Here is a 22,907-nt window from a genome sequence, read left to right on the forward strand (position 1 = left end):
TAAAAGAATTCAACATAAATTCTTTTATCTTCTTTTTTACATTATTATTGTTTATTCTTAATTAATTTGTATAGAGCTTGTTGTGCTAATTGATTTGCTTCTTTATTTTTATCTCTTGAAACCCATTTTACAAATAGCAAATCAAAACTTGCTTCTAAAATCTCCATATTTTCAAAAAATGGTTTGAAACGCGCATTTTTTACATAACCTTGATTCACGCTATCTTCTATCAATTTAGAATCTGTATGCAATAAAGCATTTGAAACATTTAATTCACGAGCATGCTCTAATGCATGAATGAATGCAGACCATTCAGCACTATGGTTGTCCAATTCTCCTAAATCATGTGTATAATTATATTTAATATCATTTTCTTTAATTACTATCCCACACGTACTACGTCCCGGATTGCCACTCGTCGCAGCATCAAAAAATATTTTAGCCATTAAAAACACCTCTAGTTTAAGCATTAATTAAACACTATTTGTCTATTTAAAAATAGCATATTGCTTAGTAAATCTAAACAATATGCATGTATGATTGTTTTAATAACTTTCGTCTAATTTTTGAATTTTTCCATTTCGATAGAATGACTTCGCAATATAACCAAATGGAACATTGAAAACCGTTGAGACTAATTTTAAAACATACGTAGTAATAAAGATTTCAAATACAACACTTGCAGGCAATGTACCAATAAATGCGATAGTTACAAATAATGCAGTATCAATAATTGAACTTAATACCGTACTTCCATAAGCTCTAATAATAAATGTTTTATCTGATTGGAAAACTTTTTTTATCATTGAAAAGATGAACACATCTACATGTTGCCCTATAATATAAGCAATAATTGAACCTAAAGCAATTCTCGGCACTAAATCAAAAATCGTAGATAATGCTTTTTGAGATATATCTTCTGGTGCGGGTATAAAATGTAATGACATTTGCATTACAATTATCATAACAAGAGTTGATGAGAAGCCTAACCATACAGCACGTTTAGCAACTTTTCGTCCATAAATATCATTTAAAATATCTGTAGCTAGGTAGATAGAGGCAAACATTACATTACCTAGAGTTGCTGAGATACCAAAAATATCAACCGTTTTGATGACTTGGATATTAGCAATAATTGTACCGATAGCTACCCAAGCGATAAGACCTTGTTTACCAAAACAACGATACATTAAAACCATTACAATAAATGTTACAAAAAAAGTAGCAATGCCAAAAAATTCATTATACATCATTTATCCTCCTAAATTTTGATAATGCGGGTGTTTAGAAACCGCTAAGCAACTTTAATATTTTATAGTAAAAGTAATTCAAATTCAATACTCATTAATCAATTCATATTATAAATAATAAAAAATAAAATCGATTATTTTAAAATGATCATCATATAAGTTATAATAACTCCATATTTATAAAATTAAGTATAAGGAGTGAAAGTTATACTTACACATTCCGAACAAAATGCAATAGAAAAAATTGATAAATTAATGAATACTTATTGTGATAAATGTTTACTGAAAACACACATTAGAAAAACAGAAGGAAAAACACAAGCACATCATTTTTGTATTTCTGAATGTTCAATAGGTAAGCAAATTAAGCAATTAGGCAATGAACTTCAATAGGAGGGAATTTTATGCATATAAAGTCAATTGAAGACACACCAAATTATAATACGATTAAAATTAATTTAAGTGAAAAACGTAAAGATAATCAATCAAATACGTATACATCTGCTCAAGATGGGCAACCTGATTTTATTAATCGATTATTTGATATCGAAGGAGTAAAGTCAGTTTTTTATGTCATGGATTTTATTTCAGTAGATAAAGAGGAATATGCCAATTGGGATGATCTTGTACCTAAAATTGAAGACACATTTTAATTTTAGGAGGAACAGTAGTGGAAATATTAAAAATTGAACCAACACCAAGCCCAAATACAATGAAAATCGTTTTAAGTGAAAAACGTGCTGATAATCAGTCGAACACATATACAGAAGTCAAAACATCTCAACCTGATTTTATTAATGACTTATTACAAATTAAAGATGTTAAATCTATATTTCATGTAATTGACTTTTTAGCTATTGATAAGTATCCGAAAGCAAATTGGGAAGAGGTATTACCTCAAATTACTGCGTCACTTCAAAAAGAGGAAACTATTAGTCAATCATCTCAGCTTGATGAACACTATGGAGAAGTGAAAGCAGAGATACTCACTTTTAAAAATATCCCATATCAAATTAAATTAACAAATGCTCATGAAGAAATACGTAAACAACTACCTGATATCTTTATTAATAGTATGCTTAAAGCACAAGAAGATGATGATAATGTTATTTTTCTTAGAAAATGGAAAGAGCTTGGTTTACGTTATGGAGAACTTTCTTTAGTTATGGAAGAAGTTTATGAAGAAATCATTGCATTGTATCCAAAAAGTCGATTGGAACAATTAGTCGTTCAAGCTTTATCTACGCAAACGAAAAGTACATCTCATTTTTATCAACATGTTTCATACGAGGAGTACTTGAATGAATCAGACTGGAAAGTACGTCTCAGAATGTTAACAGAATTTCCAACACCAACACTTGAGGATATTCCACTCTTAGAGCAAGCCTTAAATGAAAATAAGTTACCATTAAGACGTCAAGCGATTGTTTTATTTGGTATGATTGAAAGTAAAGAAATATTGCCATATTTGTATAAAGGATTAAATGATAAGCATCCTGCTATTCGACGTACAGCTGGAGACTGTATCAGTGATTTAGGTTATAAAGAAGCTTTGCCAGAAATGGAAAAAGCACTTGATGATCCACAAAAAATTGTTCGTTGGAGAGCTGCAATGTTTTTATTTGAAGAAGGTAGCAAAGCGCAACTAGCATCTCTAAGGGCGCATGCAAACGACAATGCTTACGAAGTAAAACTTCAAGTGGAAATGGCAATTTCTAGAATTGAAAATGGCGATGAAGCATTAGGTTCCGTATGGAAACAAATCGCTAATCGTAATAAACATTAAAGGAGTTTTTTATATGAATCCGTATGAACAATATATGCATGAACTAGCACAACAAATGCGTTCTGAATTAACTGATAATGGTTTTACAAGTTTAGAATCAAGTGAAGATGTATCAAACTATATGAACAATGTTAAAGATGACGAAACAACATTTGTTGTTATTAATTCTACATGTGGTTGTGCTGCTGGTTTAGCGAGACCTGCCGCTGTAGCAGTTGCTGATCAAAATGATAAAAAGCCAACACATAAAGTCACAGTGTTCGCTGGACAAGATAAAGAAGCAACGCAAACAATGCGCGATTATATCCAACAAGTACCTTCAAGCCCTTCGTATGCTTTATTTAAAGGTACAGAATTAAAACATTTTATTCCGCGTGAACATATTGAAGGTAGAGATATTCAAGATATTTGTATGGATATTAAAGATGCTTTCGACGAAAATTGTTAATATTATTAGATTAATTTACTCTATCTTAATATGCATCTCCAATAATAAATTATCTCAGTTTGATAATTTATTATTGGAGATTTTTAAATATTAAAATGTTTTGAAATAATATATACTCAATAATATAATTCATTCAATATCTTTCTATTTTCTAGTATAATGATAATTAATATAAAATTTAGGAGAGATGTACATATGCTCAATCCTTTTGATTCGGCGTATCACGATTTATGTAATGACATTTTAGAAATTGGTAATCAACGTGATGATAGAACACATACAGGTACCATTTCTAAATTTGGACATCAAATCCGCTTCGATTTAACGAAGGGATTCCCTTTACTCACTACAAAAAAAGTATCTTTCAAACTTATTGCTACTGAGTTATTGTGGTTTATAAAAGGAGATACTAATATTCAGTATTTATTAAAATATAATAATAATATTTGGAATGAATGGGCTTTTGAAAAATATATTCAATCTGAAGATTATCATGGTCCAGATATGACAAATTTTGGACATCGTTCTCAAAAAGATAAAAATTTCAATAAAATGTATCAACAGGAAATGAAAAAATTTAAAGAGAAAGTGTTAAATGATGATACTTTTGCTAAAAAATATGGTGATTTAGGAAATGTCTATGGAAAACAATGGCGTGATTGGGTAGATCAATATGGTAATCATTTCGATCAGCTTAAAACAGTTATTCAGCAAATTAAGACAAATCCTAATTCGAGAAGACACATTGTTTCAGCATGGAATCCGACTGAAATTGATAGTATGGCATTACCACCATGTCATACAATGTTTCAATTCTACGTACAAGATGGCAAATTAAGTTGTCAACTTTATCAACGTAGTGCAGATATTTTCCTAGGTGTACCTTTTAATATTGCAAGTTATGCATTACTTACGCATTTAATTGCTAAAGAATGTAATTTAGAAGTTGGAGAATTCATTCATACTTTTGGAGATGCACATATTTATTCTAATCATATAGAGGCAATCAAGACTCAACTTTCTAGAGAAAGTTTTGCACCTCCTACATTAAAAATAAACTCTGAACAATCAATCTTTGATATTAATTATGAAGATTTAGAACTTGTAGATTATCAATCTCATCCAGCAATTAAAGCGCCCATTGCTGTGTAATCTATCTTTAATTAAAAATAAACTAAAAGGGGATATGATAAATGACCTTGTCAATTTTAGTGGCACATGATCAACAACGTGTCATTGGTTATAAAAATGCTCTACCATGGCATATTCCAAATGATTTAAAACATGTAAAACAACTCTCAACTGGCCATACACTTGTAATGGGTAGAAAAACATTTGAATCTATTGGCAAACCATTACCAAATAGAAAAAATGTAGTTTTAACTCGTGATAACAATTTTAAACCTGACGGCGTTGAAGTGATTCACACAATAGATGATATCTACAACTTAGAGGGTCATGTTTTTATTTTCGGTGGCCAAACATTATTTGAAGTAATGATTGATAAAGTTGACGATATGTATATCACTGTAGTAGACGGAAAACATCAAGGTGATACATTTTTCCCTCCCTACACATTTGAAGATTGGACGGTTGTATCTTCTGAAGAGGGTCAACTTGATGAAAAAAATACTATTCCACATACCTTTTTACATTTAGTGCGAAAATAAAATAAACTAAGAGGAGAAATTATGACTAAACAAGTAATCGTTACAGACTCTACCTCAGATTTATCAGCTGAATATTTAAATCAACATAACATCCATGTCGTTCCATTAAATTTAACCATTGATAAAGAATCATTTGTAGATCAAATAGATATCTCATCTGAGGAGTACATTAAACGTATTGAAGAAAACGCTGACGTCAAAACGAGTCAGCCATCAATTGGTAAATTTATTGAATTATATGAACAACTTGATAATGACAATGACGATGTAGAAATCTTTAGTATTCATATGTCTTCAGGATTAAGTGGAACATATCAGACTGCTTTACAAGCGAGCAATATGGTTGAAGCAAAAGTAAATGTGATTGATTCAAAATCAATTTCATTTGGATTAGCATACCAAATTCAACGTTTAGTAGAGCTTATAAATACTAATCTTTCAAGTATAGAAATTATTAAACATATTTCAGACTTGCAGAAAAATATTAAACTATTTGTTGTTATTGGCCAACTCAATCAATTAATTAAAGGTGGACGCATCAGTAAAACAAAAGGTTTAATCGGAAATATTATGAAAATAAAACCGATAGGAACACTTAGAGAGGGATATTTAGAAATCGTACATAATGCACGTACTCAAAATTCTAGTATTCAATATCTAAAAAAAGAAATTGCTAAATTTATTGAAAATCATACTATTCAATCGATTGGTATTGCACATGCAAATACGATTGAATTCGTTGAAAAAGTAAAAAATCAATTTAACGAAGCATTTGGACAACAAAGCTATGATGTTAATGTAACGACACCAGTCATTTCTACACACACTGGTCAAGGCGCTATCGGTCTTGTCGTAGTTAGAGGATAATAGTTAATAATAGGTGACTTAAGTTATTGACCTCTGAGTTAATTACTTTAATTTAATATCATTATATCGTAAATTTAAAGAAAGATAGAGGAGGTAATATAATGGCATATGCAACTTTAGCAGGAGGATGTTTCTGGTGTATGGTTAAACCCTTTACATCTTACCCAGGTATTGAAGATGTCGTATCAGGTTATAGCGGCGGAAATATAGAAAATCCAACGTATGAACAAGTATGTTCAAATCAAACTGGTCATAGAGAAGCAGTTCAAATTACTTATAATCCAGATATTACGTCATTTGAAAATATTTTAGATGTTTACTTTAAACTATTTGACCCGACAGATAATAAAGGGCAATTTTTTGATAGAGGCGAAAGCTATGAACCAGCAATATTTTATCACGATGAACAACAAAAAAAGGCTGCCGAATTAAAAATCCAACAATTAAATGAAGAAGGTATTTTTAAAAAACCAATCATCACACCCGTTCTTCCTTACAAAAACTTTTATCCAGCAGAAGATTACCATCAAGACTATTATAAAAAAAATCCTATGCATTATGAGCAATATCAACGCGGTTCTGGTAGAAAAGCATTTATAGAATCACATTGGGGGTCTCAAAATGATTAAAAAAGATAAAAGCGAATTAAATGATATGGAGTATCTCGTTACTCAAGAAAATGGTACAGAACCTCCTTTTCAAAATGAATATTGGAATCATTTTGATAAAGGTATATACGTAGATAAAATTTCTGGTAAGCCTTTATTTACTTCTGAAGAGAAATTTGAATCTGATTGTGGTTGGCCAAGTTTCTCAAAAGCATTAGATGATGATGAAATTGTTGAACTCGTAGATAAATCATTTGGTATGATTCGAACTGAAGTTAGATCAGAAGATGCTAACAGTCATTTAGGTCACGTATTCAATGATGGCCCAAAAGAAAGTGGCGGATTGCGTTATTGTATTAATTCTGCAGCCATTCAATTTATTCCATACGAAAAATTAGAAGAATTAGGATATGGCGATTTGATTCAACATTTTAATAAATAGGAGCGATGAAGAATGTTTAAAAAATTATTTGGTAAAGATAAAGAAGTCAATAAAGAAACTCAACTATATGCACCATTAACAGGTGAATATGTCAAAATTGAAGATATACCAGATCCTGTATTTGCCCAAAAAATGATGGGTGAAGGTTTTGGTATTAATCCTACTGAAGGTGAAGTAGTTTCCCCAGTTGCTGGAAAAGTTGATAATGTTTTTCCAACAAAACATGCAATTGGTTTAAAAACTAAAAATGGTCTTGAAATTTTAGTGCACATTGGTTTAGATACTGTGCAGTTAGATGGAAAAGGCTTTAATGTACTTGTTAGCAGTGGTGATACAGTACAAGTAGGCGACCCTCTACTCAAATTCGATTTAGAATTTATTAGAAATAATGCCAAATCAGTTATTTCACCTATTATTATTACAAATTCTGATCAAACAGAATCTATTTCACTCGATGATGTTAAAGCTGTTATTAAAGGTGAAACTAAAGTTGTCGATGTGACAATGAGCTAATGAAAGATCATTCATTTTATCAATTTGCCTTAACGGCTAGAGGACGTAAAGATGATAAAGGTGAATTAGCCGAAGACATTTTCAATGACTTATCGTTTCCAAAACACGAAAGTGACTTCAACATATTATCAGACTATATCGAAATGCAAAGTGACATTACGTTACCTATGTCCGTATTTGATGATTTATATGAAGAATATACAGAATGGTTAAAATTCTAATTTAAATTCGTTTTATGTCTAAATATGATATGGAGTGGTGTTATAAAATCTTAATTTTAGATTTATATGCCACTCTTTTTATTTTTATCTAATTAAAAATAAAATTTCTTATAATTTGCGTTCGCTTAAAAATAAAGACATACTAGGTATGTCTTTATAAAAAGTGATCAAAGACAAGATGTAATTAGAGGAAGTGATTTTATGAATAATCATTCTGAGGAGCACCATGATGGACAATCAGATGAGAAAAGACTTGCATCTACTAAAAAAAAGATGCATTTGAAAATATGGCAGTTTATCTTAATTTTATTAAGTGTTATTATCATTACAACGATTATAGCTGTATTTGCGACGATAGGAATCAATCATAAGTTAAGTGGTTTAACTAAAGAAGAGCGTCAAGAAATGAAAAAAATAGAATTTGCATATAAAACGTTAGATACAGACTATTACAAAAAACAAAACTCAAGTAAACTTTCTGAAGCTGCGATTAATGGTATGGTAAAAGAATTAAAAGACCCATATTCTGAATACATGACAAAGTCTGAAACAAAGAGCTTTAATGAAGATGTATCTGGAGATTTTGTAGGTATTGGTGCAGAAATGCAAAAGAAAAATAAAGATATTATGATTACAAGTCCTATGAAAGATTCTCCTGCTGAAAAAGCTGGCCTTCAACCTAAAGATATTGTCACAAAAGTTAATGGCAAGTCAGTGGTAGGTAAACCTTTAGATCAAGTTGTTAAAGTGGTAAGAGGGAAAGAAGGCTCAAATGTTAAGTTAACTATTAAACGCGGTTCTGAAGAAAAAGATATTAACATTAAACGTGGTAAAATTCATGTTAAAAGTGTGGAATATAAGAAAAAAGGTAACATAGGTGTATTTACAATTACTAAATTCCAACAGAATACTGCGGGTGAATTAAAATCTGCAATGATAAAAGCTCATGATGCTGGTGTTCGAAATATCATCTTAGACTTGCGTAATAATCCAGGTGGATTATTAGATGAGGCAGTTAAAATGGCTAATATTTTTATTGATAAAGGTCAAACTGTTGTTCAACTTGAAAAAGGCAATGATAAAGAAGCAATTAAAACTTCAAATGATGCTTTAAAAGATGTTAAAGATATGAAAGTGAGTATTTTAGTAAATGAAGGTTCCGCAAGTGCGTCAGAAGTCTTTACAGGAGCAATGAAAGATCATCATAAAGCTAAAGTGTATGGCTCAAAAACATTTGGTAAAGGAATCGTTCAAACCACACGAGAACTTAAAGATGGCTCATTATTAAAATATACACAAATGAAATGGTTAACACCTGATGATCATTATATTCATGGAAAAGGTATTAGACCAGATGTTACAATTGATTCTCCAAAGTATCAATCATTAAGTGTTATTCCGTCTGATAAAACATATTCTGTTGGCGATAATAATAAAAATGTTAAATCAATAAAAATTGGTTTAGATGCTTTAGGTTATTATAACGGAGATGAATCAAACCAATTTGATAATCAATTAGCTAATGCTATTAAACTATTCCAATCAGATAATCAACTATCTGAAACGGGAAAATTTGATACCAAAACAAATGAAAAATTCACTCAATTATTAGTTGAAAAATCAAATAATGAAGACACGGTCTTAGACAAATTATTAAAATTAATAAAATAGAAAGGAGTATCTATTATATGATTAGACTAGGTAAACATGACGATATTAATCAAATCGAAACATTAGTGTCAGAAGCAAAAGATTTAATGAAATCATTTGGGAATAATCAGTGGGACGATAAGTACCCAGCTTCTGAACATTTTAAGGCAGATATTGATACTAAGACGTTGTATGTTTTAGAAGAAAATAACACTATTTATGGATTTATTGTTGTCGACCAACAACAATCAGAGTGGTATGATAATTTAGAATGGCCAATTGATAGAAATAACGCTTATGTTATTCATAGATTAGTTGGTTCTAAAGATTATAAAGGTGCAGCAACTCAATTATTTGATTTTGCAGTTAAATTAGCAGAAGAACATCATATCCATGTGATTCTAACAGATACTTTTGCATTAAATAAACCTGCTCAAGGTTTATTCGAGAAATTTGGTTTCCAAAAGGTAGGAGAAGCAGAAATTGACTATCATCCATTCGATAGAGGCGCACCATTCTATGCATATTATAAAAACATATAAGAATAGAGGTTAATAATCATGTCTAAAATTGCGTTTACCGGAGGCGGCACAGTAGGCCATGTGTCTGTGAACTTAAGTTTAATTCCAACTGCATTAGAAAAAGGACATCAAGTTTTTTATATTGGCTCTAAAAACGGAATTGAACGAGAAATGATTGAATCACAAATTTCGAATATTAAATATTACCCAATTTCAAGTGGTAAACTACGTCGTTATTTATCTTTTGAAAATGCAAAAGATGTTTTTAAAGTATTAAAAGGTATCTTAGATGCCCGTCGCGTTCTAAAAAAAGAAAAGCCTGACTTATTATTTTCTAAGGGGGGATTTGTTTCTGTTCCTGTTGTTATAGCAGCACGTTCATTGAATATTCCTACCATTATTCATGAATCAGATTTAACTCCTGGTTTAGCAAATAAAATATCTTTAAAATTTTCAAAAAAAATATATACAACATTTGAAGATACGCTTAAATATCTACCTAAAGATAAAGCTGATTTTGTAGGAGCAACAATTAGAGAAGATTTAAAAGAAGGTAATCAACAAAAAGGTTATGAAATAACAGGGTTTGATTCAGATAAAAAAGTATTACTTGTTATGGGTGGTAGCCTAGGTAGTAAAAAATTAAATGATATTATTAGAGAGAATCTTGAAGCTTTACTACATGATTATCAAATCATTCATTTGACGGGGCATGGATTAGTAGATGAGTCTTATAAACAAAAAGGATATATCCAATATGAATTTGTTAAAGAAGAATTAACGCATTTATTATCGATTACAGACACAGTCGTAAGTCGTGCAGGTTCTAATGCTATCTATGAATTCTTGACTTTAAGAATCCCAATGTTGCTAATACCACTAGGACTTGATCAATCTAGAGGAGATCAAATTGACAATGCTAAATATTTTGAATCCAAAGGATTTGGAAAAATGATTCCAGAAGATCAACTTACACAATTCAAATTACTCGAACAACTAAAACAAATTGAGTCTCACCGTAATGATATTATTCATCAAATGGAATCTTATAAAGAAAGTTATACTAAAGAAGACTTATTTAATAAAATCTTGAACGATGCGCTTTAATATAGGAGGACCAATTGATGAATAGAACGAAACGCATTACATTGCTCATTGTTTTTACATTAATCTTTGGCATCATTGCATTTTTCCATGAATCACGTTTAGGCAAATGGATTGATAATGAAGTATATGAATTTATTTATGCATCGGAGAGTTTTATTACTACATCTATTTTATTAGGTGCAACAAAAATTGGGGAAGTATGGGCAATGGTTTGTTTGTCATTAATGCTTGTTGCTTATTTAATGCTTAAACGTTACAAAATTGAAGCTTTATTTTTTGTTATCACTATGTCACTATCAGGTATATTAAATCCTTTACTAAAAAATATTTTTGATCGCGAACGTCCAACATTACTACGTTTAATTGATATTTCTGGATTTAGTTTTCCTAGTGGACATGCAATGGGTTCGACTTCATTTTTTGGAAGTGCAATGTATATTGCCCAACGTAGAGCATCAGGAAGTACAAAAGGTGTTATTATCGGACTATGTGCGGCACTTATTTTACTCATTTCTATTTCAAGAGTTTATTTAGGCGTACATTATCCAACTGATATTATTGCAGGAATCATCGGAGGTGCTTTCTGTATCGTTCTTTCAACTTTAGTATTAAAAGGATTACATGAGCCTACAATCTTATAAACAATAAATAAGTGCGCCTTATTTGGCGCACTTATTTATTGTTTACGTATCGTTTTAAAACGAACGTTTATTAATATTTACGGACACATAAATTAAGGGGGGAATGGCTTGAAAATGATTATAATTCTAAGTCTTTTGAATTATAGGGGAAACTTAGATTTAATTGACAATCATTTTCAATTAATATTATAACTTATTGATAATGATTGTCAATTAAAATTTTACTTTTTATTTTATTCATTCTAGTAACAAATAATTTTTATGATAAAATATTGGTTATATTACGAGAAGTCATACGTTTATTAAAAAAGAGGTGTCTGAAAAAATGACTCATATTTTAATCGTAGAAGATGAACAAAATTTAGCCAGATTTCTTGAATTAGAATTAACACATGATGGTTATAAAGTAGACATCGAATATGATGGGGGACCTGGTTTAGAAAAAGCTTTAAATAACGATTTTGATTTAATTATTTTAGATTTAATGTTACCAAATATAAATGGACTAGAAATTTGTCGACGTGTACGCCAAGTGCAATCAACACCAATTATTATTATCACTGCTAAAAGTGATACTTACGATAAAGTGACTGGATTAGATTATGGTGCAGATGACTATATAGTAAAGCCCTTTGAAATTGAGGAGCTTTTTGCAAGAATTCGTGCTGTATTACGTCGTCAGCCTCATAAAGATATTATCGATATCAATGGTATCAGAATAGATATTGATGCTTTTAAAGTAACTGTTGATGGTAAGCAATTAGATTTTACTAAAACTGAATATGATTTATTGTATCTATTAGCAACGAATCGCAATCACGTATTACAACGTGAACAAATTTTAAATCATGTATGGGGATACAATAGTGAAGTAGAAACGAATGTGGTTGATGTATACATCAGATATTTAAGAAATAAATTGAAACCTTTTAATAAAGAGAAAGTCATTGAAACTGTTCGCGGTGTAGGATATGTGATTCGATAATGAAAAATCATACATTACAATATAAATGGATGACTATCACTACATTGATTATGTTTACGACAATTATTTTATTTTGCCTGATTATTATATTCTTCTTAAAAGATACTTTAAGAGAAGGAGAAGTGGATGAAGCAGAACATAGTTTAAGTGATATTGTCAATTTAATTCAAACGCGCCCAATTAATAATATATCGATATTAGATTTAAGTGCTTCATTAGAAAATTATGAAGAAGTCATTATTTACAATCATACAGGTCAAAGAATAATGAAATCATCTAATGAAAGTACAATTCAGTTTATACCTAACTACAATTTACAAAAGAGCGATCGAATTCAGGTAATGCGAAATAATGGAAGAGAATATTTAGTTATTACTGAACCACTTCATAGTCCAAACTTTAAAGGTTATAGCGTACTTATTCATTCTCTTGAGCATTATAACAACTTAGTAAAATCACTTTATATTATTGCTGTTGTTTTTGGTCTACTTGCTACAGTGATTACGGCATGTATTAGCTATTTCATTTCTAAAAACATTACAAAACCGCTAGTAACAATGTCTAATAAAATGAATCAAATACGACGCGATGGTTTTCAAAATAAATTAGAACTTGATACAAGTTATGAAGAAACAGACAATTTAATAGAAACTTTCAACGAAATGATGTATCAAATTGAAGCCTCTTTTAATCAACAAAGACAATTTGTTGAAGATGCTTCTCATGAGTTAAGAACACCACTTCAAATCATTCAAGGCCATTTAAATTTAATTAAACGCTGGGGTAAGAAAGATCCTGCCATTTTAGAAGAGTCTTTAAATATTTCACTAGAAGAAATGAATCGAATTACAAAGCTAGTAGAAGAATTATTATTATTAACCAAAGATAAAGTAAATATGCAATCCTTAGAAAAAGAGGACGTTGATATCAATGAAGAAATTCAATCACGAATTAAGGCACTTCAACAACTACATCCAGATTATCTATTTGAGATTGAATTAGAACAAAAACCTTTAGTTTTGGAAATTAATCGTCATCAATTTGAACAATTAATCTTAATTTTTATAGACAATGCTATGAAATATGATAAAGAGAGAAAGCATATATGTATTAAAACACAATTGCGTAATAAACAAATAAGTATTGAAATTACCGATCATGGCTTAGGCATACCAAAAGAAGATCAAGAATTTATTTTTGATCGTTTCTATAGAGTAGATAAATCTAGAGCAAGAAGCCAAGGTGGTAATGGTTTAGGGCTTTCAATTGCCGAAAAGATTGTGAGTCAATATGGAGGTTACATTTCTGTAGATAGTGAACTTAATAAATTCACAACATTTAAAATCAATTTTAAATAAAAACACAGATGATAATAATCTGTGTTTTTTTATTAATATAAAATTAAAAAAATTTATCTTTATTGAATTTTTTCTTTTTACATAATATTCAGTCAATAGTCTTTATCAATAGTCAAAATAGTGCTATGATAGTTTTGTAAGCGGTTTAACTATTTTGTGGAGGGTATAAAATGGCAAAGGATAAAAGGGATGTTACGGAAGCTCCAGTAAATTTTGGGGCAAATTTGGGTCTTATGCTCGATTTATATGATGATTATCTTCAAGACCCAACTTCTGTCTCAGATGATTTACAAGTGCTTTTTAGTACAATAAAAAATGGCGAAGCACAAATTAAAGCTAAGTCTACCACAGATGGGAGTGGTACTTCAGCAGATGATAGCACAATCAAACGTGTCATGCGATTAATTGATAATATTAGACAATATGGTCATCTAAAGGCTGATATTTATCCTGTAAATGCGCCTAAAAGAACGCATGTCCCAAAATTAGAAATTGAAGATTTTAATTTAGATAAAGAGACATTAGAAAATATTTCATCTGGTATCGTATCAGATCACTTTAGTGATATATACGATAATGCTTATGAAGCGTTAAAGCGTATGGAAAAGCGTTATAAAGGCTCTATTGCGTTTGAGTACAATCATATTAACAATAATAAAGAACGTACTTGGCTAAAACGTCGTATTGAAACACCTTATAAAGCTACTATTAATAGTGATGAAAAAATCAACTTATTTAAAACACTTGCTCATGTTGAAGGTTTTGAAAAATATCTACATAAGAACTTTGTCGGAGCAAAACGTTTCTCAATTGAAGGTGTAGATACATTAGTGCCAATGTTGCAACATACATTGAAGCGTGCTGCTCAAGAGGACATTCAGAATATTCAAATTGGAATGGCACATAGGGGACGTCTCAATGTTTTAACACATGTATTAGAAAAACCTTATGAAATGATGATTTCAGAATTTATGCACACGGATCCAATGAAATTCTTACCTGAAGATGGCAGTTTAAAACTTACTGCTGGTTGGACAGGAGACGTTAAATATCACTTAGGTGGCGTAAAAACTACTTCTTCATATGGTATTGAACAACGTATTTCTTTAGCAAACAATCCTAGTCACCTAGAAATTGTAGCACCTGTAGTTATAGGAAAAACACGTGCTGCTCAAGATGATACACATCATGCGGGCGGACCAACTACAGATTTTCATCACGGTATGCCAATTATTATTCATGGAGATGCTGCATATCCTGGTCAAGGTATCAATTTTGAAACAATGAATTTAAGTAATTTAGATGGTTATTCAACTGGCGGAGCACTACATATAATTACAAATAACCGAATTGGTTTTACAACTGAACCTATTGATGGTCGTTCTACAACGTATTCATCAGACATCGCTAAGGGTTATGATGTACCTATTCTTCATGTGAATGCAGATGATGTAGAAGCGACAATTGAAGCCATTGATATTGCTATGGAATTTAGAAAAGAATTCCACAAAGACTTTGTCATTGATTTAGTAGGTTATCGTCGATATGGACATAATGAGATGGATGAACCATCTATTACAAATCCAACATTATATTATAATATTAGAAAGCATGATTCAGTTGAAGTGATTTATGGAAATAAACTTGTAGATGAAGGTATTTTAACGAAAGAACAAATGTCTGAAATGATTGATTCTGTACAAAAAGAAATGCGTACTGCTCAAGATAAAATTGATAAATCAGATAAAATGAATAGTACTGCAATGAATAAACCAGAATCGCTTCAGTTGTCTTTACAAAGTGATGAAAAAGAGTTTAGCTTTGAACATTTGAAAGAAATTAATGATGCAATGTTAAACTATCCTGAAGATTTCCATGTATTTAGAAAATTAAATAAAGTATTAGAAAAACGTAGAGAGCCTTTTGAAAATGAAAATGGTCTAGTTGATTGGGCTCAAGCAGAACAATTAGCTTTTGCAACAATTGTTCAAGATGGCATATCAATTCGTTTGACAGGTCAAGATAGTGAACGTGGTACATTCAGTCACAGACATGCTGTACTACATGATGAAGACAATGGCAATACGTATACACCGCTTCACCATGTACCAAGTCAAAAAGCAACATTTGAAGTGCATAACAGTCCATTATCAGAAGCTGCAGTCGTAGGCTTTGAATATGGATATAATGTTGAAAATAAAAATAGTATGAATATTTGGGAAGCCCAATATGGAGATTTTTCAAATATGGCACAAATGATGTTTGATAATTTTATGTCATCTGCCAGAGCCAAATGGGGCGAGCGTAGTGGTCTAACTTTATTCTTACCACACGCTTTTGAAGGTCAAGGTCCTGAACATTCATCAGCACGTTTAGAAAGATTCTTACAACTGGCGGCTGAAAATAATAGTACAGTGGTCAATCTATCAAGTTCTAGTAATTACTTCCATTTATTACGTGCACAAGCTAAAAGTTTAAATACTGAAGCGATGAGACCATTAATTGTGATGTCACCTAAGAGTTTGCTAAGAAATAAAACAGTGGCTAAGCCAATTAGTGAATTTACAACTGGCGGTTTCAAACCAATTATTGTTGAAGATGCTCAAAAAGCTAAAGTAACAGAAGTCATTTTAGCTTCTGGAAAAATGTTTATTGATTTAAAAGAAACATTAGCAAAAGAACCTAATGAAAATATACAACTTATTGCTGTGGAAAGATTATATCCTTTCCCAGAGGAGGACATTAAAAAAGCTTTAGAAGAATTACCAAATTTAGAATCTGTTGCTTGGGTTCAAGAAGAACCTAAAAACCAAGGCGCATGGTTATTTGTTTACCCATATCTTAAATCTATTGTTGGACATCAATTTAATTTAAGTTATCAGGGTAGAATACAACGTGCAGCACCTGCCGAAGGTGATGGAGAAATTCACAAACTTGTTCAACATAAAATTATTGAAAATAGTGTCAAAAATAACTAGGGGGAAATATAATGGCAGAGGTAAAAGTTCCAGAATTAGCAGAATCAATTACAGAAGGTACAGTTGCAGAGTGGCTAAAAAACATAGGGGATAATGTTGAAAAAGGAGAAGCTATTCTTGAATTAGAAACTGACAAAGTGAATGTTGAAGTTGTATCTGAAGAAGATGGTATACTTCAAGAACAACTTGCATCTGAAGGCGACACTGTAGAAGTGGGCCAAGCTATTGCAATTGTCGGTGAAGGTAAAGGTAGTACAAGTAGTTCAAGCGAATCACAAAATAACGATTCAAATTCTGAAAATGAAAACACAAAAACAGATTCTGCAGAAACTAATTATTCAACACCACGCACTTCTACTGAAGCACAAGGTAGCGATACAAGTTCAAATGACGACTCAGAATCAATCAATAATAAAAGAGTGAATGCAACACCATCAGCACGTCGTCATGCTCGTAAAAATGGTATTGATTTAAATGAAGTAGCTGGAAAAGGTAGCGATGTGATAAGAAAAGAAGATGTTGATAATAGTCAAAAACCAAGTCAATCTAATCAAAATACTCAACCTAATTCACAACAAGAAACATCTAAAAAATCAACTGTTAATACGCCTAATAAACCAGTGATCCGTGAAAAAATGTCTAGAAGAAAGAAAACAGCTGCAAAAAAATTATTAGAAGTATCTAATAATACCGCAATGCTCACAACATTTAATGAAGTTGATATGACAAATGTAATGGAATTAAGAAAACGTAAAAAAGAACAATTTATTAAAGATCATGACGGCACTAAATTAGGATTTATGTCATTCTTTACTAAGGCAGCAGTAGCAGCACTCAAAAAATATCCAGAAGTTAATGCTGAAATTGATGGAGACGATATGATTACTAAACAATACTATGATATTGGTATTGCTGTTTCAACAGATGATGGCTTATTAGTACCATTCGTTAGAGATTGTGATAAGAAAAACTTTGCTGAGCTAGAAAAATCTATTGCAGATTTAGCAGTAAAAGCACGTGATAAAAAACTTGGATTAGATGATATGGTAAATGGTTCATTTACAATCACTAATGGTGGTGTATTTGGTTCTATGATGAGTACACCAATTATTAATGGTAATCAAGCTGCTATCTTAGGTATGCATTCAATTATTACTCGTCCAATTGCTATTGATAAAGATACAATCGAGAACAGACCAATGATGTATATTGCATTAAGCTATGACCATAGAATTATCGATGGAAAAGAAGCAGTTGGATTCTTAAAAACAATTAAAGAGCTTATCGAGAGTCCAGAAGACTTATTATTAGAATCTTAATTCCATTTATTAAAGAGCTAAATATATTGAAATCTTAACCATAAATTGATATAGAGTAGAATAAATTCATTATGAATTTATTCTACTTTTTTATGTTTTAGTTATATTAGCATTTAAAACATAATTACACTAGAATATTTTAATAATATCATTAGTTAAAAATAAATATGTAATATAGAAATAAAAGGAGATAACGTAAATGAATCATAACAATGAGAATATAAAAAATAGTAGAGAAGTGCATACCTCATTATCTATTTATGACTTTTTCAAAGCAGAAGCTAACATGTATAAAATGATAAATTAAGTACTGTAGTTGGACAAAAATTAACAAATATTTTTAAGGATATTCCAAACGAATTCATAAAAAAATAATAGTCATTAAAGCTACAATAATTTAAAAACGAACTTTATATAATTTTTTTAATTTCATTTTCAAACAGTTAAATAACCTATGACACACCCCCCTATCTATATAAAACAAGGTAGGGGAGTGGAATAACATATATATTATCTTATAAATATCTTATTTATTATACATACTTTAATTAATTATAATGTTTTTATTTACGTATATTTTATAATAAAAAACAACTCTCTTATTTAAGAGTTCAACATATTATTCATATATAAAATACGTTATAATAATTAAGAAAAGATATATAAATGGGAGTGTCGATGAATGAGTGGACTAAGAAGTGTTACGATTGGAACAAGTGATCTCTCAAAAACACAGAATTTATTTCATAATATTTTAGGTCTTAATGTTGTAACAAAAAGACAGGCATTACGTTTTGGCGATGCTGAATTAAATCCTGGTACAAGACTTCACTTTGTAGAAGTTCCTAATCCTAATTATAGAAATGTACATATATCAAGCGTGGGATTAAGAACACCATCGAATGCTGGTTTAGAAGAATACCAACAAATATTAGAAAAAAATAATATTCAATTTAGTTCAATCACTGAATTAAACGGTAATCAGCACTTTAATTTTAAAGATGATAATCATCAAATTTTTGATATCTATTCTAATGAATTAAATGTTGGCGTTGGATTAGGGACACCCACATTTGAAAGTGCTGTTAATCCTCTTCATCAAATTCAAGGATTGGGACCAGTAATTATTAAAGTAAACGAATTATTGGTTACAACTTCTATCTTTAAAAATGTATTTAATTTAACGCATTATGCTGAATATGAATCTACTGAATTTCCTGATCAAACTGTCCAAGTATTTAAAATCGGAGATGGTGGACTTGGTGGAGAAATTCATTTATATCAATCTAATGAACAAGTTGAATTAAAAGAAGAAGGAATTGTGGAACAAATTGAATTCAGTACAAATTCAACTGAAGACTTTGAACATGCACAAAAAGAACTGGATGAAATAGGTATTCCTTATCAAATATTAAATCAAGGTGATGCTCAATCGTTACGCATTACTGAAGGTAGCGGCATCTCTTTCATATATACTTTAGAAAAAAATTAATATAAATCATTTTATTGGAGGATTTAAAATGGGAATGTTACATGAAGATTGGAAATCACGCACACCAATTAAACAAGTGATGGTAGTTAATACTGATGCAAAAAAATTCACAGTATCAGATATGCTTACTATTGGAAAACAATATGATGTCATCAATGAAACTGAAGAATATTATCAAATCATTGATAACTCTGGTCTAGTAGGTGGTTATTACAAAGATTATTTTAAAGAAGTTTAAATACATTCAATTTCTAAAAAGATAACGATTAAGTTAAGACTCAGAGTGATGTGCCAATATCTATACATTTATACACGCTCTTGGTCTATTTTTTCATCTTATAAAGGAGAATATTAAAATGCCAAATAATCATTATATCAATTCAGATCAATCTGTATTCAATGATGCAAAAGCATTGTTTAATTTAAATAAAAATATTTTATTAAAAGGCCCTACAGGCTCTGGTAAAACACGATTAGCTGAAACTTTAAGTGAAGTGGTCCAAACGCCGATGCATCAAGTTAACTGTTCTGTTGATTTAGACGCAGAGAGCTTATTAGGTTTTAAAACAATAAAAACAAATGAACAAGGTCAACAAGAAATTATTTTTATTGACGGCCCAGTTATAAAAGCCATGCGAGAAGGTCATATCTTATATATTGATGAAATCAATATGGCTAAACCTGAAACATTACCTATTTTAAATGGCGTATTAGACTATAGACGTCAGTTAACCAATCCTTTTACTGGAGAAGTAATTAAAGCAGCCCCTGGTTTCAATGTAATTGCTGCGATAAATGAAGGCTATGTTGGGACATTACCAATGAATGAAGCATTAAAAAACCGCTTTATTGTCATACAAGTTGATTACATTGGAGGAGACATTCTTAAAGATGTCATTAAACAACAAAGCCAGCTTCAAGATGATGATATAATTAAAAAAATCATTAAATTTAATGAAGACTTACGTACAATGTCAAAACAAGGACAAATTTCAGAAGAAGCAGCTAGTATTCGTGCGTTAATTGACTTAAGTGACTTAATTACAGTTATGCCAATAGAGAGAGCAATTAAGCGTACAATTATCGATAAACTTGAAGATGAACGCGAACAGCAAGCCATCATAAATGCAATCGAACTAAACTTTTAGAGAGGGATTATTATGAGTGATCGTTTTATAAAATTTAATGATGAGCAGCTAGATGCTAAGCAAGTCATGATGTTACAAGATTTAGCGCGCTTACTACTGAAAAACGAACAAACTAAAGTAAAAATTCAAAAGTTCCCTTATTATGATCCTATTAATAATACTTTAATTACAAGTTGGTTTTGGTCTCATCGTCCAAAAGATATTGAAAGTGCAGGGTTAAAAACAGATGTTATGCTCGCTGCATATGGTTATAACATGATGGACGAAGTTATCGTAAATGAAGTCCTTCATGATAATGAATTTAGCCATCCCAAATTTTATCATCAACTCTTTAGATTGCTAGAAGATATGCGCATTTTTAATTTTATTAAAGAGGATCGGCCTAGCACTGCTAAACAAATTGATTTAAGAGTGAAAACTCGATTATCTTATACGGAATCACAAATTAAATTCTATAAAACAAAAACGGTATATACAGATTTACTTTTCTTATATTTAGAGCGCGCATTTTTAAGTCAAAACTTCTTTGATATACCCACGATACATCCACAATTAGATGACATATTAAATCATATGTTTCAATATTTACCTGATTTTTTCCAAAATGAATCATCTGAAGATAATATGTATCTTGCACAACGTATCATGTTCCAAATCGATGAAATGTTATCACATGATATGTTAAATGAATATTATCATCTTCCTAGAAAAGTATATGAAACTATTCATGAAATGTCTTATGAGGATATTAAACGTATGGATGCAAGTAACGTTGATGGGCAAGATAATACAAACGAAGAAACTGACACTACATCAGCCGAAGCTGAAACAAACGCTCAAGATAGTAAATCTGAAGGTGGCGCTTATCTTGAAATGGAATTACATGAAGGTGAAAATAGTGACGTTATGAGTGATAACGACACTGCACGTGAAGGTGATTCAACTGACGATATGACAGATATGATGACGAAAAAAGGACGTGGCTCTAATCATTCACTTGATCGTGACGAAGGCGGTTCTATAGGTTCTAATCCATCATTTGCTTTACGTGGTATTAATGAAAATGTCGAAATAGAATGGAAAGTGCCTGATATAGAGCCAGAGTATATTTCAAGCTACCAACAAGTTAAAAATGAAGTACAATTTGAAACTAAAGATTTAATTCAGATTATAAAGAAAACCATCGATAGAGAACACGTGGACGAACGTCATAATTTGACTAAAGGTCGTCTTCAACGTGATTTAACCAATTGGTTTATTGATGATCAATATAAATTGTTTTATAAAAAACAAGACCTTAGTAAAACATTCGATGCGACTTTTACATTACTAATTGATGTATCTGCTAGTATGTTTGATAAAATGGAAGAAACGATTAAAGGCGTCGTATTATTTCATGAAACATTAAAAGCACTCAACGTTAAACATGAGATACTTGCTTTTAATGAAGATGCTTTTGACTCTGATGATCGAAAACAACCTAATATCATTGATGAAATCGTTCATTACGATCGCTCCATCATGGAAAAAAGTGGACCACGCATTATGTCATTACATCCTCAAGATGATAATAGAGATGGCGTAGCTATACGAATTGCAAGTGAACGTTTATTAAGAAGAAGTCATCAACAACGTTTCTTAATTATCTTTTCAGATGGGGAACCTTCAGCATATAACTATGCTCAAGACGGTATTTTAGATACGTATGAAGCTGTGGAAATGGCACGTAAATTTGGAATCGAAGTATTTAATGTCTTTTTAAGCCAAGATCCAATTACTGAAGATATTGAAGAAACCATTCATAATATTTATGGACAATTTGCATTATTTGTAGAAGGTGTTGAAAATTTACCGAGTCACTTATCACCATTGCTAAAAAAATTGTTATTAAAATCTTTCTAAT

The 22,907-nt window shown here is 30.7% G+C and carries 25 protein-coding genes; 23 read left to right on the forward strand and 2 right to left on the reverse strand.

Annotated elements, in window-relative coordinates:
• Window positions 1–44 precede the first annotated feature (44 nt).
• Together HMPREF2953_RS06190 and HMPREF2953_RS06195 are read right to left on the reverse strand one after the other, a co-directional pair.
• Window positions 45–446, reverse strand: coding sequence for a ribonuclease HI family protein (locus tag HMPREF2953_RS06190; RefSeq protein WP_070672303.1), 402 nt, complete (start codon window positions 444–446; stop codon window positions 45–47).
• 99 nt (window positions 447–545) lie between these two features.
• Window positions 546–1,250 carry a queuosine precursor transporter gene (locus tag HMPREF2953_RS06195; protein ID WP_070672308.1) on the reverse strand — a complete coding sequence of 235 codons (705 nt, stop codon included), beginning with the start codon at window positions 1,248–1,250 and terminating at the stop codon, window positions 546–548.
• 198 nt (window positions 1,251–1,448) lie between these two features.
• Between HMPREF2953_RS06195 and HMPREF2953_RS06200 the strand changes: the two genes are divergently transcribed.
• The 23 genes from HMPREF2953_RS06200 to HMPREF2953_RS06310 all read left to right on the forward strand — a co-directional run bounded on the left by HMPREF2953_RS06200 (window position 1,449) and on the right by HMPREF2953_RS06310 (window position 22,906).
• Entirely contained in the window at window positions 1,449–1,643 is a 195-nt protein-coding gene (locus tag HMPREF2953_RS06200; protein ID WP_049336232.1) for a zinc-finger domain-containing protein, read from the forward strand.
• 11 nt (window positions 1,644–1,654) lie between these two features.
• Window positions 1,655–1,903 carry a NifU N-terminal domain-containing protein gene (locus HMPREF2953_RS06205; protein WP_002449746.1) on the forward strand — a complete coding sequence of 83 codons (249 nt, stop codon included), beginning with the start codon at window positions 1,655–1,657 and terminating at the stop codon, window positions 1,901–1,903.
• 17 nt (window positions 1,904–1,920) lie between these two features.
• Window positions 1,921–3,036: a conserved virulence factor C family protein gene (locus HMPREF2953_RS06210; protein WP_049336234.1), complete on the forward strand. Its 1,116-nt coding sequence runs from the start codon at window positions 1,921–1,923 to the stop codon at window positions 3,034–3,036.
• A gap of 13 nt (window positions 3,037–3,049) precedes the next feature.
• Window positions 3,050–3,484 (forward strand): bacilliredoxin BrxA, encoded by a 435-nt coding sequence (gene brxA / locus HMPREF2953_RS06215; RefSeq protein WP_017176317.1) that lies wholly within the window; start codon window positions 3,050–3,052, stop codon window positions 3,482–3,484.
• Window positions 3,485–3,679: 195 nt separating this feature from the next.
• Window positions 3,680–4,636: a thymidylate synthase gene (locus tag HMPREF2953_RS06220; RefSeq protein WP_070672310.1), complete on the forward strand. Its 957-nt coding sequence runs from the start codon at window positions 3,680–3,682 to the stop codon at window positions 4,634–4,636.
• Between the two features lie 41 nt (window positions 4,637–4,677).
• Window positions 4,678–5,154, forward strand: coding sequence for a dihydrofolate reductase (locus HMPREF2953_RS06225; protein ID WP_049336238.1), 477 nt, complete (start codon window positions 4,678–4,680; stop codon window positions 5,152–5,154).
• A 21-nt stretch (window positions 5,155–5,175) separates the two neighbouring features.
• Window positions 5,176–6,021, forward strand: coding sequence for a DegV family protein (locus HMPREF2953_RS06230; RefSeq protein ID WP_049336240.1), 846 nt, complete (start codon window positions 5,176–5,178; stop codon window positions 6,019–6,021).
• Between the two features lie 101 nt (window positions 6,022–6,122).
• A complete protein-coding gene (gene msrA, locus HMPREF2953_RS06235) occupies window positions 6,123–6,650 on the forward strand; it encodes a peptide-methionine (S)-S-oxide reductase MsrA (RefSeq protein ID WP_017176321.1) in 528 nt (175 codons plus the stop codon).
• Window positions 6,643–7,071, forward strand: coding sequence for a peptide-methionine (R)-S-oxide reductase MsrB (msrB, locus tag HMPREF2953_RS06240; RefSeq protein WP_002449905.1), 429 nt, complete (start codon window positions 6,643–6,645; stop codon window positions 7,069–7,071). The genes msrA and msrB overlap by 8 nt, the downstream gene beginning before the upstream one ends.
• Window positions 7,072–7,083: 12 nt before the next feature.
• A complete protein-coding gene (locus tag HMPREF2953_RS06245; RefSeq protein ID WP_049336243.1) occupies window positions 7,084–7,584 on the forward strand; it encodes a PTS sugar transporter subunit IIA in 501 nt (166 codons plus the stop codon).
• A complete protein-coding gene (locus HMPREF2953_RS06250; RefSeq protein ID WP_019835251.1) occupies window positions 7,584–7,805 on the forward strand; it encodes a YozE family protein in 222 nt (73 codons plus the stop codon). The genes HMPREF2953_RS06245 and HMPREF2953_RS06250 overlap by 1 nt, the downstream gene beginning before the upstream one ends.
• A 201-nt stretch (window positions 7,806–8,006) precedes the next feature.
• The gene (locus HMPREF2953_RS06255) at window positions 8,007–9,476 is read left to right on the forward strand and encodes a S41 family peptidase (protein WP_049336245.1); all 1,470 of its coding nucleotides are present in this window, start codon (window positions 8,007–8,009) and stop codon (window positions 9,474–9,476) included.
• A 17-nt stretch (window positions 9,477–9,493) separates the two neighbouring features.
• On the forward strand, window positions 9,494–9,997 hold the full coding sequence (locus HMPREF2953_RS06260) for a GNAT family N-acetyltransferase (RefSeq protein WP_070672318.1): 504 nt from the start codon (window positions 9,494–9,496) through the stop codon (window positions 9,995–9,997).
• Between the two features lie 18 nt (window positions 9,998–10,015).
• Window positions 10,016–11,083, forward strand: coding sequence for an undecaprenyldiphospho-muramoylpentapeptide beta-N-acetylglucosaminyltransferase (locus HMPREF2953_RS06265; protein ID WP_049336249.1), 1,068 nt, complete (start codon window positions 10,016–10,018; stop codon window positions 11,081–11,083).
• Between the two features lie 17 nt (window positions 11,084–11,100).
• Window positions 11,101–11,724, forward strand: coding sequence for a phosphatase PAP2 family protein (locus tag HMPREF2953_RS06270; protein WP_002455341.1), 624 nt, complete (start codon window positions 11,101–11,103; stop codon window positions 11,722–11,724).
• 325 nt (window positions 11,725–12,049) lie between these two features.
• Window positions 12,050–12,709, forward strand: coding sequence for a response regulator transcription factor (locus tag HMPREF2953_RS06275; RefSeq protein ID WP_070672321.1), 660 nt, complete (start codon window positions 12,050–12,052; stop codon window positions 12,707–12,709).
• A gap of 50 nt (window positions 12,710–12,759) precedes the next feature.
• Complete coding sequence (locus tag HMPREF2953_RS06280; protein ID WP_371091003.1) at window positions 12,760–14,067, forward strand: HAMP domain-containing sensor histidine kinase; 1,308 nt, start codon at window positions 12,760–12,762, stop codon at window positions 14,065–14,067.
• A 170-nt stretch (window positions 14,068–14,237) separates the two neighbouring features.
• Entirely contained in the window at window positions 14,238–17,045 is a 2,808-nt protein-coding gene (locus HMPREF2953_RS06285; protein WP_049336256.1) for a 2-oxoglutarate dehydrogenase E1 component, read from the forward strand.
• An 11-nt stretch (window positions 17,046–17,056) separates the two neighbouring features.
• Window positions 17,057–18,364: a 2-oxoglutarate dehydrogenase complex dihydrolipoyllysine-residue succinyltransferase gene (gene odhB, locus HMPREF2953_RS06290; RefSeq protein WP_070672324.1), complete on the forward strand. Its 1,308-nt coding sequence runs from the start codon at window positions 17,057–17,059 to the stop codon at window positions 18,362–18,364.
• Window positions 18,365–19,046: 682 nt separating this feature from the next.
• Window positions 19,047–19,856: a VOC family protein gene (locus HMPREF2953_RS06295; protein ID WP_049336259.1), complete on the forward strand. Its 810-nt coding sequence runs from the start codon at window positions 19,047–19,049 to the stop codon at window positions 19,854–19,856.
• Between the two features lie 34 nt (window positions 19,857–19,890).
• Window positions 19,891–20,094: a DUF6501 family protein gene (locus HMPREF2953_RS06300; RefSeq protein ID WP_025987180.1), complete on the forward strand. Its 204-nt coding sequence runs from the start codon at window positions 19,891–19,893 to the stop codon at window positions 20,092–20,094.
• Window positions 20,095–20,212: 118 nt separating this feature from the next.
• Window positions 20,213–21,004, forward strand: a complete 792-nt coding sequence (locus HMPREF2953_RS06305; RefSeq protein ID WP_049336261.1) for an ATP-binding protein — start codon at window positions 20,213–20,215, stop codon at window positions 21,002–21,004.
• A gap of 12 nt (window positions 21,005–21,016) precedes the next feature.
• Window positions 21,017–22,906: a vWA domain-containing protein gene (locus tag HMPREF2953_RS06310; RefSeq protein WP_070672327.1), complete on the forward strand. Its 1,890-nt coding sequence runs from the start codon at window positions 21,017–21,019 to the stop codon at window positions 22,904–22,906.
• Window position 22,907 lies beyond the last annotated feature (1 nt).

The organism is Staphylococcus sp. HMSC072E01, from assembly GCF_001814125.1.
GTDB lineage: Bacteria > Bacillota > Bacilli > Staphylococcales > Staphylococcaceae > Staphylococcus > Staphylococcus hominis.

Bases quoted from the DNA above. Each gene is read 5' to 3' on its own strand.
- HMPREF2953_RS06310 (WP_070672327.1), top strand. From the start codon at position 21,017: ATGAGTGATCGTTTTATAAAATTTAATGATGAGCAGCTAGATGCTAAG.
- HMPREF2953_RS06265 (WP_049336249.1), top strand. From the start codon at position 10,016: ATGTCTAAAATTGCGTTTACCGGAGGCGGCACAGTAGGCCATGTGTCT.
- msrA (WP_017176321.1), top strand. From the start codon at position 6,123: ATGGCATATGCAACTTTAGCAGGAGGATGTTTCTGGTGTATGGTTAAA.
- HMPREF2953_RS06285 (WP_049336256.1), top strand. From the start codon at position 14,238: ATGGCAAAGGATAAAAGGGATGTTACGGAAGCTCCAGTAAATTTTGGG.
- HMPREF2953_RS06260 (WP_070672318.1), top strand. From the start codon at position 9,494: ATGATTAGACTAGGTAAACATGACGATATTAATCAAATCGAAACATTA.
- HMPREF2953_RS06250 (WP_019835251.1), top strand. From the start codon at position 7,584: ATGAAAGATCATTCATTTTATCAATTTGCCTTAACGGCTAGAGGACGT.
- HMPREF2953_RS06300 (WP_025987180.1), top strand. From the start codon at position 19,891: ATGTTACATGAAGATTGGAAATCACGCACACCAATTAAACAAGTGATG.
- HMPREF2953_RS06295 (WP_049336259.1), top strand. From the start codon at position 19,047: ATGAGTGGACTAAGAAGTGTTACGATTGGAACAAGTGATCTCTCAAAA.
- HMPREF2953_RS06245 (WP_049336243.1), top strand. From the start codon at position 7,084: ATGTTTAAAAAATTATTTGGTAAAGATAAAGAAGTCAATAAAGAAACT.
- HMPREF2953_RS06205 (WP_002449746.1), top strand. From the start codon at position 1,655: ATGCATATAAAGTCAATTGAAGACACACCAAATTATAATACGATTAAA.
- HMPREF2953_RS06275 (WP_070672321.1), top strand. From the start codon at position 12,050: ATGACTCATATTTTAATCGTAGAAGATGAACAAAATTTAGCCAGATTT.
- msrB (WP_002449905.1), top strand. From the start codon at position 6,643: ATGATTAAAAAAGATAAAAGCGAATTAAATGATATGGAGTATCTCGTT.
- HMPREF2953_RS06230 (WP_049336240.1), top strand. From the start codon at position 5,176: ATGACTAAACAAGTAATCGTTACAGACTCTACCTCAGATTTATCAGCT.
- odhB (WP_070672324.1), top strand. From the start codon at position 17,057: ATGGCAGAGGTAAAAGTTCCAGAATTAGCAGAATCAATTACAGAAGGT.
- HMPREF2953_RS06190 (WP_070672303.1), bottom strand. From the start codon at position 446: ATGGCTAAAATATTTTTTGATGCTGCGACGAGTGGCAATCCGGGACGT.
- HMPREF2953_RS06220 (WP_070672310.1), top strand. From the start codon at position 3,680: ATGCTCAATCCTTTTGATTCGGCGTATCACGATTTATGTAATGACATT.
- HMPREF2953_RS06225 (WP_049336238.1), top strand. From the start codon at position 4,678: ATGACCTTGTCAATTTTAGTGGCACATGATCAACAACGTGTCATTGGT.
- HMPREF2953_RS06305 (WP_049336261.1), top strand. From the start codon at position 20,213: ATGCCAAATAATCATTATATCAATTCAGATCAATCTGTATTCAATGAT.
- HMPREF2953_RS06255 (WP_049336245.1), top strand. From the start codon at position 8,007: ATGAATAATCATTCTGAGGAGCACCATGATGGACAATCAGATGAGAAA.
- brxA (WP_017176317.1), top strand. From the start codon at position 3,050: ATGAATCCGTATGAACAATATATGCATGAACTAGCACAACAAATGCGT.
- HMPREF2953_RS06270 (WP_002455341.1), top strand. From the start codon at position 11,101: ATGAATAGAACGAAACGCATTACATTGCTCATTGTTTTTACATTAATC.
- HMPREF2953_RS06280 (WP_371091003.1), top strand. From the start codon at position 12,760: ATGTTTACGACAATTATTTTATTTTGCCTGATTATTATATTCTTCTTA.
- HMPREF2953_RS06195 (WP_070672308.1), bottom strand. From the start codon at position 1,250: ATGTATAATGAATTTTTTGGCATTGCTACTTTTTTTGTAACATTTATT.